At 34.4% G+C, this 15,418-nt stretch carries 14 protein-coding genes; 11 read left to right on the top strand and 3 right to left on the bottom strand.

The features are described 5' to 3' along the window. Positions 1–218 precede the first annotated feature (218 nt). Positions 219–1,007 (top strand): sporulation transcription factor Spo0A, encoded by a 789-nt coding sequence (spo0A, locus tag ACFVR2_RS03490; protein ID WP_098862442.1) that lies wholly within the window; start codon positions 219–221, stop codon positions 1,005–1,007. A gap of 745 nt (positions 1,008–1,752) precedes the next feature. Here spo0A and bacA read toward each other — a convergent pair. Continuing rightward, the gene (gene bacA, locus ACFVR2_RS03495; RefSeq protein WP_387358937.1) at positions 1,753–2,553 is read right to left on the bottom strand and encodes an undecaprenyl-diphosphate phosphatase; all 801 of its coding nucleotides are present in this window, start codon (positions 2,551–2,553) and stop codon (positions 1,753–1,755) included. Between the two features lie 380 nt (positions 2,554–2,933). On the opposite strand from bacA, the gene ACFVR2_RS03500 reads away from it, so the two are divergent. Next, positions 2,934–3,329, top strand: a complete 396-nt coding sequence (locus tag ACFVR2_RS03500; protein ID WP_387358939.1) for a hypothetical protein — start codon at positions 2,934–2,936, stop codon at positions 3,327–3,329. Positions 3,330–3,440: 111 nt separating this feature from the next. Here ACFVR2_RS03500 and ACFVR2_RS03505 read toward each other — a convergent pair whose 3' ends face one another. Further along, positions 3,441–3,602: a YycC family protein gene (locus tag ACFVR2_RS03505; RefSeq protein WP_387358941.1), complete on the bottom strand. Its 162-nt coding sequence runs from the start codon at positions 3,600–3,602 to the stop codon at positions 3,441–3,443. Positions 3,603–3,686: 84 nt separating this feature from the next. Between ACFVR2_RS03505 and ACFVR2_RS03510 the strand changes: the two genes are divergently transcribed. Continuing rightward, positions 3,687–4,421, top strand: coding sequence for a glycerophosphodiester phosphodiesterase (locus ACFVR2_RS03510; RefSeq protein ID WP_387358943.1), 735 nt, complete (start codon positions 3,687–3,689; stop codon positions 4,419–4,421). A gap of 112 nt (positions 4,422–4,533) precedes the next feature. Here the strand turns inward: ACFVR2_RS03510 and ACFVR2_RS03515 are convergent, their stop codons facing one another. Then, a complete protein-coding gene (locus ACFVR2_RS03515; RefSeq protein WP_069034062.1) occupies positions 4,534–4,782 on the bottom strand; it encodes a DUF2627 domain-containing protein in 249 nt (82 codons plus the stop codon). A gap of 187 nt (positions 4,783–4,969) precedes the next feature. Here ACFVR2_RS03515 and ACFVR2_RS03520 point away from each other — a divergent pair, with 187 nt between their 5' ends. The 8 genes from ACFVR2_RS03520 to ACFVR2_RS03555 all read left to right on the top strand — a co-directional run bounded on the left by ACFVR2_RS03520 (position 4,970) and on the right by ACFVR2_RS03555 (position 15,401). Beyond that, positions 4,970–7,042 (top strand): sigma 54-interacting transcriptional regulator, encoded by a 2,073-nt coding sequence (locus ACFVR2_RS03520; protein WP_387358945.1) that lies wholly within the window; start codon positions 4,970–4,972, stop codon positions 7,040–7,042. Between the two features lie 209 nt (positions 7,043–7,251). After that, positions 7,252–8,157, top strand: coding sequence for a phosphate butyryltransferase (gene yqiS / locus ACFVR2_RS03525; protein WP_387358947.1), 906 nt, complete (start codon positions 7,252–7,254; stop codon positions 8,155–8,157). Between the two features lie 30 nt (positions 8,158–8,187). Then, positions 8,188–9,282 (top strand): branched-chain amino acid dehydrogenase, encoded by a 1,095-nt coding sequence (bcd, locus tag ACFVR2_RS03530; RefSeq protein WP_056475213.1) that lies wholly within the window; start codon positions 8,188–8,190, stop codon positions 9,280–9,282. Positions 9,283–9,399: 117 nt separating this feature from the next. Further along, positions 9,400–10,500, top strand: coding sequence for a butyrate kinase (buk, locus tag ACFVR2_RS03535; RefSeq protein ID WP_387358950.1), 1,101 nt, complete (start codon positions 9,400–9,402; stop codon positions 10,498–10,500). A 19-nt stretch (positions 10,501–10,519) separates the two neighbouring features. Then, positions 10,520–11,941, top strand: coding sequence for a dihydrolipoyl dehydrogenase (gene lpdA / locus ACFVR2_RS03540; RefSeq protein ID WP_387358952.1), 1,422 nt, complete (start codon positions 10,520–10,522; stop codon positions 11,939–11,941). Positions 11,942–12,037: 96 nt separating this feature from the next. Beyond that, a complete protein-coding gene (locus ACFVR2_RS03545) occupies positions 12,038–13,042 on the top strand; it encodes a thiamine pyrophosphate-dependent dehydrogenase E1 component subunit alpha (protein WP_098428781.1) in 1,005 nt (334 codons plus the stop codon). Positions 13,043–13,058: 16 nt separating this feature from the next. Beyond that, the gene (locus ACFVR2_RS03550) at positions 13,059–14,042 is read left to right on the top strand and encodes an alpha-ketoacid dehydrogenase subunit beta (RefSeq protein WP_098844809.1); all 984 of its coding nucleotides are present in this window, start codon (positions 13,059–13,061) and stop codon (positions 14,040–14,042) included. Between the two features lie 27 nt (positions 14,043–14,069). Beyond that, on the top strand, positions 14,070–15,401 hold the full coding sequence (locus ACFVR2_RS03555; protein WP_387358954.1) for a dihydrolipoamide acetyltransferase family protein: 1,332 nt from the start codon (positions 14,070–14,072) through the stop codon (positions 15,399–15,401). The last annotated feature ends 17 nt before the right edge of the window (positions 15,402–15,418 follow it).

Here is a 15,418-nt window from a genome sequence, read left to right on the forward strand (position 1 = left end):
TATTTCATTTTTTATATAATGAATTATATGTATAATTCGACTTAATACATAGTAGTTTTTAACCCAATCGTCGAATGCTAGAAGAAATTGAAGAAAACTATCTATATTAATAAAAATATTCAGAATTTATAATAAAAACAGGAAATAAATTTTTATTGTCGAAATTATCGGTAATAAGTAATGAAAATTCACTATAGAGGATGTAGGGAGGAACGGGCGTGGAGAAAATTAAAGTATTATTAGTTGATGATAATAAAGAACTTGTTATTATGTTAGAAAACTACATTAACGCACAAACAGATATGGAAGTGGTTGGGGTTGCGTTTAATGGACAAGACTGCTTACCTCTAGTGAAGGATAAAAAGCCAGATGTATTAGTCTTAGATATTATTATGCCTCATTTAGATGGATTAGCGGTTTTAGATCGCTTACGCGCTGGCTTAGTTGAAAAAATTCCAAACGTTATTATGCTAACTGCATTTGGTCAAGAAGATGTTACTAAAAAAGCTGTTGATCTTGGTGCATCATATTTTATCTTAAAACCATTTGATATGGAGCATTTAATCAGCAATATCCGTCAAGTAGTTGGAAAGGGTAGTTCGGTAACTAAACGTAATGCACCTTCTCTAGTTTCAAATTACGAAAGTAAGCCACGTAACTTAGATGCTAGTATCACAAGTATCATCCATGAAATCGGGGTACCTGCACATATTAAAGGATATATGTACTTACGTGAAGCGATTTCGATGGTATACAACGATATTGAGCTTCTAGGTTCAATTACAAAAGTTTTATATCCAGATATCGCTAAAAAGTTTAATACAACAGCTAGCCGAGTTGAACGTGCAATTCGACATGCGATTGAAGTAGCATGGAGCCGTGGAAATATCGATAGTATTTCTACATTATTTGGTTATACAATTTCAATGTCAAAGGCAAAACCAACAAATTCAGAATTTATTGCAATGGTAGCTGATAAATTACGTTTAGAGCATAAAGCTTCTTAATTTATTTTTATTATTAATTACTCAAGAAAAATTCAATTCCGATTAGCTTCTGACAGTGATTCCACAGACATTTCTCTTAGCGAATTAACTTCTTACGAGATCTTCGGTATTTTTTCGCATTAGCAATTATATATGTAATATGAAAACGTTGTCTATGGTAGACAACGTTTTCTTTTGCTGTTGAAAATATGTTTATCAATTTATTACGAAATTTTCGTAAAAGGAGTTAGTTCAATAAGCGCTATAACAACGAAATTCAAAATTTTACTTTGGAGCAATGTAAAGTATGTGTCCGTTGATTTTCTATTTAATAAAAATTGGTTTGCGAAATAAATTGTAGTATGCTATAATATTAATTGCGCCACTGAAATATTTAGAAAAACGATATTATTATTACGAAATTTGGAAGAAAATTGGACGTATTCCATGACACGTCAGCTATTTCAACCTTATTTAAAATTAGTAGTAGTGTCTGTTAGTGAAGATTGTTGTGAAACAAGCTGCCTAATGGAACGGCCCTGGAGCCGAATTGCGAAAGAGAGGTAGGGCTTTCGCCAATAGACAACAATTTTAAATTTAAATAACTAACATATATATTACAAAGGCTATTCGTATACGTTGTACGAATAGCCTTTTTCCATTTGTAAAATAAACCGATTAAAATGGAGACTAGAGTAATGTTGTATACAGAAATAAAAAAATAGGACATACCAATACGGTTGTCCTATTTTTTTATAGTCTTTAATTAGAATATAAATACAATCGTGAAAACAATCGCTACAATAAAACGATAAACTGCAAAACCTGTTAGTTTTACTTTCTCTAATAATTTTAGGAAGGAAACGATCGCAAGTAATGCAACTATGAATGCAGTGATGAATCCAGTTGCGAATAATGGTAAATCTGAAGCACTTAAAATATCGATATTTTTAATTAAATCTAATCCACTAGCAGCAATCATCATCGGTACTGCTAAAATAAAAGTAAATTCTGCAGAAGTTTTTCGATCTAAACCAAATAATAATCCCCCAGCTATTGTAGAGCCTGATCGTGAAAATCCTGGCCATAGAGCTAACATTTGAAAGCATCCAATAATAAAAGCTTGTTTATATGAGATGTGATCTAAATCGGATGATTTAGGATGTTTAGATACTTTTTCAGCAAAAATTAATAAAATACCGCCAGCTATTAATCCGATTACAACAGTTTTAGGTGAGAATAAAACATCTTTAATGAAATCATGGAATATAAGCCCCACAATCCCGGCTGGAATAGCACCGATAATAATATGAATTAAGTTGAGGTTCGTTTGTCTATAACCATCTGATTTAACTCCTAGTACTGACCATAGTCGTTTCCAAAAAACAACCACTACTGCTAGAATAGAACCAAGTTGAACGATTACTTCAAAAAATGAAGCCTTCTCGCCTGTAAAGTTTAATAAATCAGCAACTAAAATCATATGACCCGTAGAAGAAACAGGTAAAAATTCTGTTAGTCCTTCTACCATCCCCATGATCAAACCAATTAACCAATCAGGTAACATTTAAAAATACCTCCATAAATACTTTTCGTTATAAAATATACACAATACATTACATTTTACTTGAAAACTAATTAATATGAAAGGAAGTTTAAATTAAAATTAGCTCATAATTGTTAATTATTTGTACAATTTTACATAAAAATGTAATTCTTTTAAATAAATTAGAATTCAAATAGAAGAAGATTAACTTCGAAAATATCATAACTTTCAAAAGAGTTCTAATAAGGAGGACTCAAAAAAAGAACAATAAACTCCTAACAAAACGTTCACAAATGGTTAGAGGGGTTATACTTTAGTTTTGTTATAATATTTTTGTATACAATGTAAACTCAATTTTAAAAAGATTTAATTGAATTTTACTAAAAGGAGTCGAATAGATAATGGGTAGCAATAAATCATTTGACGAAATGAATTTTACAAGCACGAATAAATTAGTCAAATATGATGAGAAACAACAAGATAAACAATCATTACCTGAATGGTTTGCGGAATTTTGTATGTTTATAGAGATCCCGGTTGAGTTGATTCAATTATCATGGGCTGAGATTGACAGAAAGGTTAATCTTATTCAACAGGAAATAATTACTGGTAAAAGAAATTCATTTAATATAGACGATCTTAAGAAGTATCTTTTAAAAAACATTGTCAATGCACTTATCTTTATGGAAAATGATGAGAATGCATTAAAACATATTAGACATGCTGTAAAGATGGACGTTTTAAACTTTTGGATTTGTAATCTAAGCAAGGTTAGTGTTGAAAAAAAGATACATTAACTGGAGATGTGCTTTGAAATAAAAAAGGTAATTCTAAATTGAATAGAATTACCTTTTGAATGAAATATAAATACTTTATCGCTCTACTTAAAATTATTTTTACTTGTTTAATTATTTAGTATCCTTAGAAGCTTCTTCGCTTTTAGTCAAATCCAATTCCATCAACTTTTTCATTAATATATGCTGTGGCATATGCATAACTTGTTCTAAAGGAACGTTTAATTTCTTAGAAAGTAAAATTGCCGTTTCGGGCGAAATTTGCAATGGTCGCATAATAATCCTCCTTAGTTTCGTAAAATTAGTATACAATAAGAAAAAGAAGAAAGTACATATTTTCTCACATAGGGGGGAATTTGAGTGGTCGATATTATTGGTCATAGAGGTGCTGCAGGAACCTACCCAGAAAATACCATGGTTTCTTTTATGGCATGTGAAGATTTAGGGGCAGACGGAATAGAATTAGATGTACACTTATCAAAAGATGGTGAAATCGTTGTTATTCATGATGAAACAATAAATCGTACAACTAATGGTAAAGGTTTCGTGAAAGATTATACTTTAGCTGAATTAAAGCAATTTGATGCTAGTTATCGATTTAAACGCCAATTTAAAGGGTGCACGATTCCAACCTTAAAAGAAGTATTTGAATGGGCAAAAGGAAATAGCTTTAGTATCAATGTTGAACTCAAAAACGATAAAATCGAATATCATGGACTTGAGGAACGAGTAATAAATTTAATCCGTTCATATGAATATGAAAAAAGAATCGTTTTATCTTCCTTTAATCATAAAAGTATGCTTAAATTCCACTTAATGGCGCCGGATATTGAAACTGCAGTTCTATTTAATAGAAGAAGTAAAGAACCATGGGAAATTGCTGAAGACTATAAAGCAAATGGAATTCATCCAAATTATCGTATTATTACTGATGAACAAATTGTAAAAACGATGGAACATCGACTAGCCGTGAGACCTTATACGATTAATGAACCGGATGTTATGAGACGATTAGTTGAAGTTAAATGTACGGCGATTATTACTGACTATCCAGAGCTAGCTTTTCAAGTCAGAAGCCAATTTCTTAGTAAATAAAAAAAGTGCTTTCATTAGCACTTTTTTTGTTTTGTTATTTATCTTTTGGTGGTTTTAATGAATCCCCACATAAGCGAATGTGACGAAGAAGCTAGCTATACGCCCACAAAAATTATCTTTTTAAAAATCTACCTTGAACTTTGTTTCGTTTACGATCTCTAAATAACACAAAGCTTCCGACTAAATAAAAACCGACACCTAATGAAACAAGTCCGATTAATAATTGCAATGGAAGATTTGGAATGCCAAAAGAATGGATTAGAAATACCGTATCACGAAGTAATTTAATTCCGATAACTGCTAAAGCTATTGGTACAACAATCACAACGAATGCTAACATACGTGTAAATGATTCTTTCATGTTAATTAATTCCTCCGATAAAAGTAACAATAAATTATAAAATTACGTAATTCTCTTTCTTCATAATCATATACAAGTATAGTGTTGTCAAGACTTATAAAACATTTGAAATAGACGAAAGAATGACTTTATATATATAATAGTCTAATGTGTTTAATAATTTGTTGAAATTAGTAGGTGAACTAAGATGAAACAAAACGTAATGATCGTCGGAATGGGAACGGGAGGCACAGCTGTATTAAAACTTCTATCACATTCTGATTTATTTAATGTTGTTGCAGTAGTAGATATGATAAAAGAGGCTAAAGGATTAGAATTTGCTAAAAGCTTACACATTCCAATTCTAAAGGATTGGAAGTCGAATTTAAACGATGAGATTGATGTAGTCATAAATACTACTGGAGATGAAACTATATACCAGGAAATAAACGGGTATAAAGCCAAGCATACTATAGTAATTCCGGGTTCGGTTGCAAAAATGATATCTGATCTTGTTCAAGAAAAAGAATCGCTTTTTAATTTAATCAATAATAAAAAAAGACAACAGGAACTAATTTTGGACAACACTCACGATGGAATGATTGTCGTTGACAAATGGGGAAAAATTCTTTTATTTAATCGCTCTGCAGAAAGTATGCTACATACTGATAAAGATGCTGCGATTGGTAGGTATATATTGGATGTTGTCCCAACTAGTAAATTACCTCGAGTTCTTCAAACGAAAAAGAAGGAAATTAATCAGGAACATATATTAATTAATGGAAGTAAGATTTTTACGACGCGTATTCCAATCTTTCGAGAAGATGGTGAACTTGAAGGTGCAATTTCTGTTTTTAAAGATGATACTGAGGTAATCGATTTAGCAGAAGAGGTTACGAATTTAAAAGAAGTTTATAGCATGCTTGAAGCAGTCATTCAAAGTTCGGATGAAGCAATTTCAGTTGTAGATGAAAAAGGTAATGGCATTATTATTAATCCGGCATACACAAGATTGACTGGATTATCGAGTGAACAAGTTCTTGGTAAACATGCAACGATTGATATTAATGAAGGTGAAAGTGTTCATTTAAAAGTGTTGAAAACAAAACAAGCAGTTCGTGGAGTACGCATGAAAGTCGGAAAGCAAAATCGTGATGTACTAGTAAATGTAGCTCCTGTTATCGTAGACGGAAAATTAAAAGGCAGTGTTGGGGTAATCCATGATGTTTCTGAAATTTCACAGTTAACGAATGAACTACATCGAGCACGTCAAATCATTAGAACATTAGAGGCGAAATATTCATTCGAGGATATAGCTGGTGAATCTGAAGGAATCAGTTTAGCAATCATGCAGGCTAAATTAGCTGCGAGCACTCCTGCTACCGTATTGCTTCGTGGGGAATCTGGAACTGGTAAGGAATTGTTTGCTCATGCGATTCATAATGAAAGCGATCGCAAATATAATAAATTCGTTCGAGTGAATTGTGCAGCGATTTCTGAAACTTTATTGGAAAGTGAATTATTTGGTTATGAAGAAGGTGCTTTTTCTGGCGCAAAACGTGGTGGGAAAAGAGGGCTTTTTGAGGAAGCTAATAATGGTAGTATTTTCTTAGATGAAATTGGAGAATTATCACCTGCGATGCAAGCCAAACTATTAAGGGTCCTACAAGAGAAAGAAATTAGACGAGTTGGTGGGACAAAGTCTATTCCTATAAATGTGCGAGTGATTGCTGCGACGCATGTTCATCTGGAGGAAGCAATCATTGAAGGGAAGTTTCGAGAAGATCTTTATTATCGATTAAATAAACTTCCTATTATTATTCCTGCACTAAAGGATCGAATTGAAGATATTTTACCGATTGGCGAAAGATTATTAGCAAAAATTAATCAAGACTACGGTCGAAATGTTGAGGGAATCTCATTATCAGCATTAAATAAATTAAAAAGTTACAATTGGCCTGGTAATGTTAGGGAATTGGAAAATGTGCTAGGAAGAGCTGTCATATTTATGAAATTTAATGAAAAACAAATCTTACCTGAGCATTTATCAGCGATTGTACAAGTTAAGCAAGAACAATCTGTTAATCAAAACGATGTTCATACTGAAGAAATAAGCTCCCTTGATGAAATGGTTATAAATTATGAAGGTGAAATTATTGAAAAGATATTAATGAAAAATAATGGTAATAAAACAAGGTCAGCAAAAGAGCTTGGAATATCAGTAAGGAATTTGTATTATAAATTGGAAAAATACCACACTGCAAAAAATAGCACGCAATAATTTGCGTGCTATGAATATTTTTGCATACAATTACTGTCATTTTTCAAAATATTGTTGTAGAATAGATTTGTTGGTGTTACTAGTACCTGGTACTAGAATGTTGGTAATGTAAGGCTTTTCAACTATTTTTAAAATAGTTTTATCCTTTTTAGAAAGTTGGCACGCTAATTGCTTTATATAGTGCAGGGGGATGAAAGGAAGGGCTTTCAATGAATTTAACAGATATAATGTTACGCGCGAAAAATCATTCTAGGCAAACTGTTGCTGTAGCTGTTGCTGAGGACTTCGAAGTAAAAGAAGCAGTTTCAATAGCATTAGATAATGATTTAGCAAATTTTTTACTTTTCGGAAATGAGCAAGCTATCTATGAAATGTATGAAGATTTATTAAAAAACGAACAATTTGCAGAAAGAATAAAAATTGTTCATTCTCATTCAAACAAAGAGGCTGCTAAAAATGCAGTTGTAGCTGTTCGCTCTGGTGAAGCTTCAATTGTAATGAAAGGTAATCTTTCATCGTCAGTTCTTCTAAAAGAAGTATTGAACAAAGAATATGGTTTAAGAGATAAAAGTGTTTTATCACATGTTGCAATATTCGACGTACCAGGTAGAGAAAATGCAGTAATCGTAACGGATGCTGCGATGAACATAGCACCTACGTTAGATCAAAAGGTGAAAATTATTGAAAACAGTGTTGACATTGCAAGGAAAGTAGGATTAGAAACCCCTAAAGTTGCTGTACTGGCAGCTGTTGAAGTAGTGAATCCTGCAATGCAAGCAACACTAGATGCAGCAACACTAACTGTCATGAATACAAGAGGACAAATTAAAAATTGTATTGTTGATGGACCATTAGCGCTTGATAATGCCATTTCTGTTGAAGCAGCAAAACATAAAGGCTTAACTGGAGAAGTTGCTGGGCAAGCTGATATTTTATTAGTACCTACAATAGAAACTGGAAATATTTTATATAAATCTTTAGTCTTTATGGCGAACTCAGAAGTGGCTGCACTCATTGCTGGAGCTAAGGCACCGATTGTTTTAACATCGCGTTCTGACTCTGCAATGACAAAATTATATTCATTAGCATTAGCTATATGTAATTCTAAAAACTAAACTTACACAATTTAAGGGAGCTGTTATTACATGGAAATCTTCAAATACTTAGAAACTTATGATTATGAGCAAGTTGTTTTCTGCCAAGATAAAGAATCAGGATTAAAAGCAATTATTGCGATCCACGATACTACATTAGGTCCAGCTTTAGGTGGAACAAGAATGTGGACTTACGAATCAGAAGAAGCTGCAATTGAAGATGCTCTACGTTTAGCAAAAGGTATGACTTATAAAAATGCTGCTGCTGGCTTAAACCTAGGTGGAGGAAAAACTGTAATCATCGGTGATCCACGTAAAGATAAAAACGAAGCAATGTTCCGTGCATTTGGTCGTTATATCCAAGGCTTAAATGGTCGATATATTACTGCTGAGGACGTAGGTACTACTGTAGCAGATATGGATTTAATCCATGAAGAAACTGACTATGTTACTGGTATTTCACCATCATTCGGTTCTTCAGGTAATCCATCTCCAGTTACTGCATTTGGTGTATACCGTGGTATGAAAGCTGCTGCAAAAGAAGCATTTGGTACTGACAGCTTAGAAGGTAAAAAAATTGCAATCCAAGGTGTTGGTAATGTTGCTTACAGCCTTTGCGAGTACTTACATGAAGAAGGTGCTCAATTAATCGTAACGGATATTAATAAAGAAGCTGTACAACGTGCAGTAGAAGCATTTGGTGCTACAGCAGTAGATCCAGATGATATTTATGGAGTAGAATGTGATATTTACGCACCATGTGCATTAGGTGCAACAATTAACGATAAAACAATCCCGCAATTAAAAGCGAGAGTTATTGCAGGTTCTGCAAATAACCAATTAAAAGAAACTCGTCATGGTGATTTAATCCATGAATTAGGTATCGTTTATGCTCCTGACTATGTAATCAATTCTGGTGGAGTAATCAACGTTGCAGATGAGTTATACGGATATAACTACGACCGTGCAATGAAAAAAGTTGAAGGTTTATACGATAATATTGCAAAAGTTATCGAGATTTCAAAACGTGACGGAATTCCAACATATTTAGCTGCAGACCGTTTAGCTGAAGAGCGTATTGCTACAATGGCAAAATCTCGTAGCCAATTCTTATCAAATGGTCACAACATCTTAAGTAGAAGATAATTGACTAAATAAATTTTATTTAAAATTCCTTTATTTTTTAGATGGAAAGAAAGAGTGAAGTAATAGTAACTCTTTCTTTCTAGTTATAAAGGTAAGGTAAACTTAGAAGGGAGAGTGTTGACAATGCATCGTATTTTAGTAATTAATCCTGGCAGCACATCCACAAAGGTTGGCGTATTTGATGATGAAAAACCAATTTTTGAACAAACAATACGCCATGATGATGAAGAATTAAATAAATACAAAACAATAATTGAACAATATGAATTTAGAAAAAATGTTATTTTAGAGGTATTACACAAAGAAGGCATTAACATTTCTAAATTAAGTGCTGTATGTGGTCGAGGTGGACTACTTAGACCAATCGAAGGTGGAACTTATGCAGTAAATGAAATCATGTTAGAAGATTTGAAAGTTGGTTATAGTGGTCAGCATGCTTCAAATCTTGGTGGGATCATTGCTAATGAGATTGCACAAGGATTAAACATCCCAGCATTTATCGTTGATCCAGTAGTTGTTGATGAATTAGATCCAGTTGCAAGAATCAGCGGACAATCACTTATGGAAAGAAGAAGTGTTTTCCATGCTTTAAACCAAAAAGCTGTAGCACGAAAAGTGTCAAAACAGTTAGAACAGTCATATAACGATTTAAACCTTATTATCGCCCATATGGGTGGAGGTGTGAGTGTTGGTGCTCATAAAAAAGGACGCGTAATTGACGTAAATAACGGTTTAGATGGTGAAGGACCTTTCAGTCCAGAGCGAGCTGGAACTGTACCAATTGGTGATTTAATAAAACTTTGTTACTCTGGTGACTACTATATTAACGAAGTTCAAAAAATGATGGTTGGTCAAGGTGGATTAGTTAGCTATCTTGGAACGGCTGATGCAATAAAAGTCGAAAACATGATTGAAGATGGTGACGAAAAAGCTGCTTTAGTATATGAAGCAATGGCTTACCAAGTCGCAAAAGAAATTGGAAGTGCGGCTGCTGTTCTTGAAGGCAATATTGATGCAATTATATTAACAGGTGGAATTGCTTATAGTGATTTTATTGTTAATGAAATAACAAAAAGAGTTAAATGGATGGCACGTGTAATTGTTTTACCAGGTGAAAATGAGCTTCAAGCTCTTTGTGAAGGTGCACTTCGCGTACTTCGAGAAGAAGAAGAAGCAAAAATCTATCCTGGAGAATTTGCAGTTAAATCTTTAGTATAAATGTGAGGAGAATTTCATCATGGCAACAGAATATGATTTAGTCGTACTCGGTGGCGGTACAGGTGGCTATGTAGCTGCTATTCGTGCTTCTCAATTAGGATTAAAAGTAGCGGTAGTAGAAAAAAATAAACTAGGCGGAACTTGCTTACATGCAGGCTGTATCCCAAGTAAAGCATTATTACGTAGTGCAGAAGTTTTTTCAACTGCTAAGAAAAGTGAAGAGTTTGGTGTTGAAACATCAGGCGTAACATTAAATTTTAGCAAAGTACAACAAAGAAAAGAAAATATCGTTGCCGGGCTTCATAAAGGTGTTGAACACTTAATGAAACAAGGGAAAATTGATGTATACGACGGTTTAGGACGTATTTTAGGTCCTTCAATCTTCTCTCCAATGCCAGGAACAATTTCTGTAGAAATGAACGATGGTAGCGAGAACGAAATGTTAATTCCTAAGAACGTTTTAGTCGCAACTGGTTCAAGACCAAAGTCTTTACCTGGATTAACTATTGATGGTGAGCATGTAATGTCATCTGATGAGGCGTTAAAAATGGAGTCTCTTCCTGAGTCAATTATTATCGTTGGTGGCGGTGTAATCGGTATTGAGTGGGCTTCTATGTTAGCAGATTTTGGTGTTGAGGTAACAGTAATCGAGTATAGTAAAACAATTTTACCTTTAGAAGACGAAGAAATTTCTAAAGAAATGACTAGATTATTAAAGAAAAAAGGTATTAAATTAGTTACTGATGCGAAGGTTTTAGCTGAAACTTTAGTAATCGATAATGGTGTAAGGATTAATGCACTTCATAAAGATACTGAGAAATCTTTCACTGCTGAAAAAATGTTAGTATCTGTTGGTCGTCAAGCGAATGTTGAAGGAATCGGATTAGAAAATACTGACATCGTAGTTGAAAATGGTTTTATCCAAACAAATGCTAATTACCAAACTAAAGAATCACATATGTATGCGATTGGTGATGTAATTGGTGGCTTACAATTAGCACATGTTGCTTCAAGAGAAGGTACAATTGCAGTTGAGCATATTGCAGGTAATTCACCACTTCCATTAGATCCAACAATGGTTAGTAAGTGTGTTTATAGTAATCCAGAAGTTGCATCTGTTGGTTTAACTGAGCGTGAAGCAAAAGAAAAAGGTTACACAGTTAAAAAAGGAAAATTCTCGTTCCGTGCAATCGGTAAAGCTTTAGTTTACGGTGAGCATGATGGTTTTGTTAAAATAATTGTTGATGAAGAGACAAATGATCTTCTTGGTGTCCATATGATTGGACCTCATGTAACTGATATGATTTCTGAAGCTGGTTTAGCACGAGTATTAGATGCAACAGCTTGGGAAATTTCTCATACAATTCATCCACATCCTTCATTATCAGAAGCAATTGGTGAAGCAGCACTTGCAGTAGAAGGATTAGCAATTCACTCTTAATTTAAAATAATGAAATGTAGAGAGTAAATCTCTACATTTCATCACTATATTGATTTAAAACGCTTCCACAACGTATGTGGTAAAAGGGGGATATTTATGGAAAAGGTTACAACTTCAAACCGTCATGAACAGCTTGGTTTATCAAATGATGACGTTCTTAGTATGTATGAAACAATGCTAATGGCACGTCGTATTGATGAGCGTATGTGGTTATTAAATCGTGCTGGTAAAATTCCGTTCGTTATTTCTTGTCAAGGTCAAGAAGCAGCTCAAGTTGGATCAGTGTACGCATTAGATAATACAAAAGATTACGTATTACCATACTACCGTGATATGGGTGTTGTTTTACAATTCGGAATGACAGCAAAAGAATTAATGCTTTCTGGTTTTGCAAAAGCAGAAGATCCAAACTCTGGTGGACGTCAAATGCCAGGTCATTTTGGACAAAAGAAAAATCGTATCGTTACAGGTTCATCTCCAGTTACGACTCAAGTTCCTCACGCTGTTGGTGTTTCACTAGCTGCAAAAATGGAAGGTAAAGATATCGTTTCTTGGGTTTCATTTGGTGAAGGTTCTTCTAACCAAGGTGATTTCCATGAAGGCGCAAACTTTGCTGGTGTACATAAGTTACCAGTAATTTTCATGTGTGAAAATAACAAATATGCTATCTCAGTACCGATTGAAAAGCAATTAGCATGTGAAAAAGTATCTGATCGTGCAATTGGATACGGAATGCCTGGTTTCACTGTTGATGGAAATGATCCTTTAGAAGTTTATCGTGTAACAAAAGAAGCAGTTGACCGTGCTCGTCGTGGAGAAGGTCCAACACTAATCGAAGCTGTATCTTATCGATTAACTGCACACTCTAGTGATGATGATGATCGTATTTACCGTTCTCGTGAAGAAGTAGAAGAAGCAAAAAGCAAAGATTGCTTATTTACATTTGCTAAATACCTTCATGAAGTTGGTGTGTTAACAGAAGAAATAGAAAAAGAATTAGATACAAAAATTCGTGCGATCGTTGATGAAGCAACTGACTACGCAGAAAACGCTCCATATGCAGCACCTGAGCATGCATTGAAGTTTGTTTACGAAGAATAAGAGGGGGTAGGACAATATGGCAGTAATTTCTTATATAGATGCAGTAACTTTAGCGTTAAAAGAGGAAATGGAACGCGATCCAAAGGTATTTGTATTAGGGGAAGACGTTGGATTAAAAGGTGGAGTATTTAAAGCGACTCATGGTCTGTATGATCAATTTGGTGAGGATCGTGTATTAGATACACCACTTGCAGAATCTGCAATTGCGGGTGTAGGTATTGGTGCTGCAATGTACGGCCTTAGACCAGTAGCTGAAATGCAATTTGCTGATTTCATTATGCCTGCAGTAAACCAAATTATTTCTGAGGCATCAAGAATTCGTTATCGTTCAAACAATGACTGGACTTGTCCTATTACGATTCGTGCTCCTTATGGAGGCGGTGTACACGGTGCACTTTATCACTCTCAATCTGTTGAGAAGGTGTTTGCAGGTCAACCAGGTTTAAAAATTGTAATGCCTTCTACTCCTTATGATGTTAAAGGATTATTAAAAGCAGCAATTCGTGATAATGACCCAGTAATTTTCTTTGAGCATAAACGTGCTTATCGATTAATTAAAGGTGAAGTACCTGAAACTGATTATGTACTTCCAATTGGTAAAGCTGATGTAAAACGTGAAGGAGAAGATATCACAATCATCACTTACGGATTATGTGTACACTTTGCACTTCAAGCTGCTGAAAAGTTAGCACAAGATGGCATTTCTGTACATGTGTTAGACTTACGTACAATTTATCCATTAGATAAAGAATCTATTATCGAAGCTGCTTCTAAAACAGGAAAAGTGTTATTAGTAACTGAAGATAATAAAGAAGGAAGTATCATGAGCGAAGTTGCAGCAATTATTGCTGAAAATTGCTTATTTGAATTAGATGCGCCAATCGCACGCCTTGCTGGCCCGGATGTTCCGGCAATGCCTTATTCTCCAACAATGGAAAAATTCTTCATGGTTAATCCAGATAAAGTAGAAAAAGCGGCTAGAGAACTTGCAGCATTTTAATGGCACTGTTTGAAAAAGGGGGACATAATGATGATCGAAAATATTAAAATGCCTCAATTAGGTGAAAGTGTAACAGAAGGTACAATCAGTACTTGGTTAGTAAAAGTAGGAGATCATGTAAATAAATACGATCCACTTGCTGAAGTTATGACAGATAAAGTTAATGCTGAAGTACCATCTTCATTTTCTGGTGTAATTAAGGAATTAATCGCAGGTGAAGGTGAAACTTTAGCTGTTGGTGAAATCATTTGTACGATTGAAGTTGAAGGAGCTTCTGGTGAAGTAGCTGCAACAACAATCGAAGAAAAACCAGTTGAAAAAGCTGCACCTGTAGCACAGGCACAAACTCCTGTAGCTGCTGCACCGGTTCAAACTATTGCTAAAACTGATGAGTCTGGTAAAGTACGTTTTTCTCCAGCTGTACTTCGTTTAGCACAAGAAAATAATCTTGATCTTTCATTAATTCCTGGTACAGGAAATAATGATCGAGTTACTCGAAAAGACGTTTTAAATGCAATCGCAAATGGTGTACCTCAAGCGGCACCAGCACCTGTTGCAGTTGAAACTCCTGCTCAACCAGTTGTAGCACAAACTGCTCCTGCTGCCCAAGTAGCTAAAGCACCTGCTGGAGCACCAGCACCTGTTATTCCTACAGCAGTTGGTGATATTGAAATTCCAGTTACAGGTGTACGTAAAGCAATTGCTTCAAATATGTTACGTAGTAAACATGAAGCTCCGCATGCTTGGATGATGATCGAAGTAGATGTTACAAACTTAGTAAATTACAGAAACAGCCTTAAAGATTCTTTCAAGAAAAAAGAAGGTTTCTCTTTAACATTCTTCGCATTCTTTGTTAAAGCTGTAGCGCAAGCACTTAAAGAATACCCAATGATTAATTCAATGTGGGCTGGAGACAAAATCATCCAAAAGAAAGATATTAACTTATCAATCGCTGTTGCAACAGACGATGCATTATTTGTTCCAGTAATTAAAAATGCTGATGAGAAAACAATCAAAGGTATTGCACGTGAAATTACAGAATTAGCTACAAAAGTTCGTACTGGTAAATTAAAATCAGACGAAATGCAAGGTGGCACATTCACAGTAAATAACACTGGATCATTTGGTAGTGTTCAAAGTGCGGGTATCATTAACTTCCCACAAGCTGCAATTTTACAAATTGAAAGCATCGTAAAACGTCCAGCTGTTGTAAACGGAATGATTGGTGTTCGCGATATGGTTAACCTATGCTTATCACTTGATCACCGTGTACTTGACGGGTTCATTTGTGGTAAATTCTTAGGAAGAGTAAAAGAAATCCTAGAAAATACAACAAAAGAAAATACAAACGTATATTAATTTTTAAACGAAAGAGG

It is taken from the genome of Gottfriedia sp. NPDC057991, assembly GCF_042886615.1.
GTDB lineage: Bacteria > Bacillota > Bacilli > Bacillales > Bacillaceae_G > Gottfriedia.

Excerpts from the sequence above, each read along its gene's own strand:
- bacA (WP_387358937.1), bottom strand. The coding sequence starts at position 2,553 with ATGTTACCTGATTGGTTAATTGGTTTGATCATGGGGATGGTAGAAGGA.
- ACFVR2_RS03500 (WP_387358939.1), top strand. The coding sequence starts at position 2,934 with ATGGGTAGCAATAAATCATTTGACGAAATGAATTTTACAAGCACGAAT.
- ACFVR2_RS03505 (WP_387358941.1), bottom strand. The coding sequence starts at position 3,602 with ATGCGACCATTGCAAATTTCGCCCGAAACGGCAATTTTACTTTCTAAG.
- ACFVR2_RS03515 (WP_069034062.1), bottom strand. The coding sequence starts at position 4,782 with ATGAAAGAATCATTTACACGTATGTTAGCATTCGTTGTGATTGTTGTA.
- ACFVR2_RS03520 (WP_387358945.1), top strand. The coding sequence starts at position 4,970 with ATGAAACAAAACGTAATGATCGTCGGAATGGGAACGGGAGGCACAGCT.
- yqiS (WP_387358947.1), top strand. The coding sequence starts at position 7,252 with ATGAATTTAACAGATATAATGTTACGCGCGAAAAATCATTCTAGGCAA.
- bcd (WP_056475213.1), top strand. The coding sequence starts at position 8,188 with ATGGAAATCTTCAAATACTTAGAAACTTATGATTATGAGCAAGTTGTT.
- lpdA (WP_387358952.1), top strand. The coding sequence starts at position 10,520 with ATGGCAACAGAATATGATTTAGTCGTACTCGGTGGCGGTACAGGTGGC.
- ACFVR2_RS03545 (WP_098428781.1), top strand. The coding sequence starts at position 12,038 with ATGGAAAAGGTTACAACTTCAAACCGTCATGAACAGCTTGGTTTATCA.
- ACFVR2_RS03550 (WP_098844809.1), top strand. The coding sequence starts at position 13,059 with ATGGCAGTAATTTCTTATATAGATGCAGTAACTTTAGCGTTAAAAGAG.
- ACFVR2_RS03555 (WP_387358954.1), top strand. The coding sequence starts at position 14,070 with ATGATGATCGAAAATATTAAAATGCCTCAATTAGGTGAAAGTGTAACA.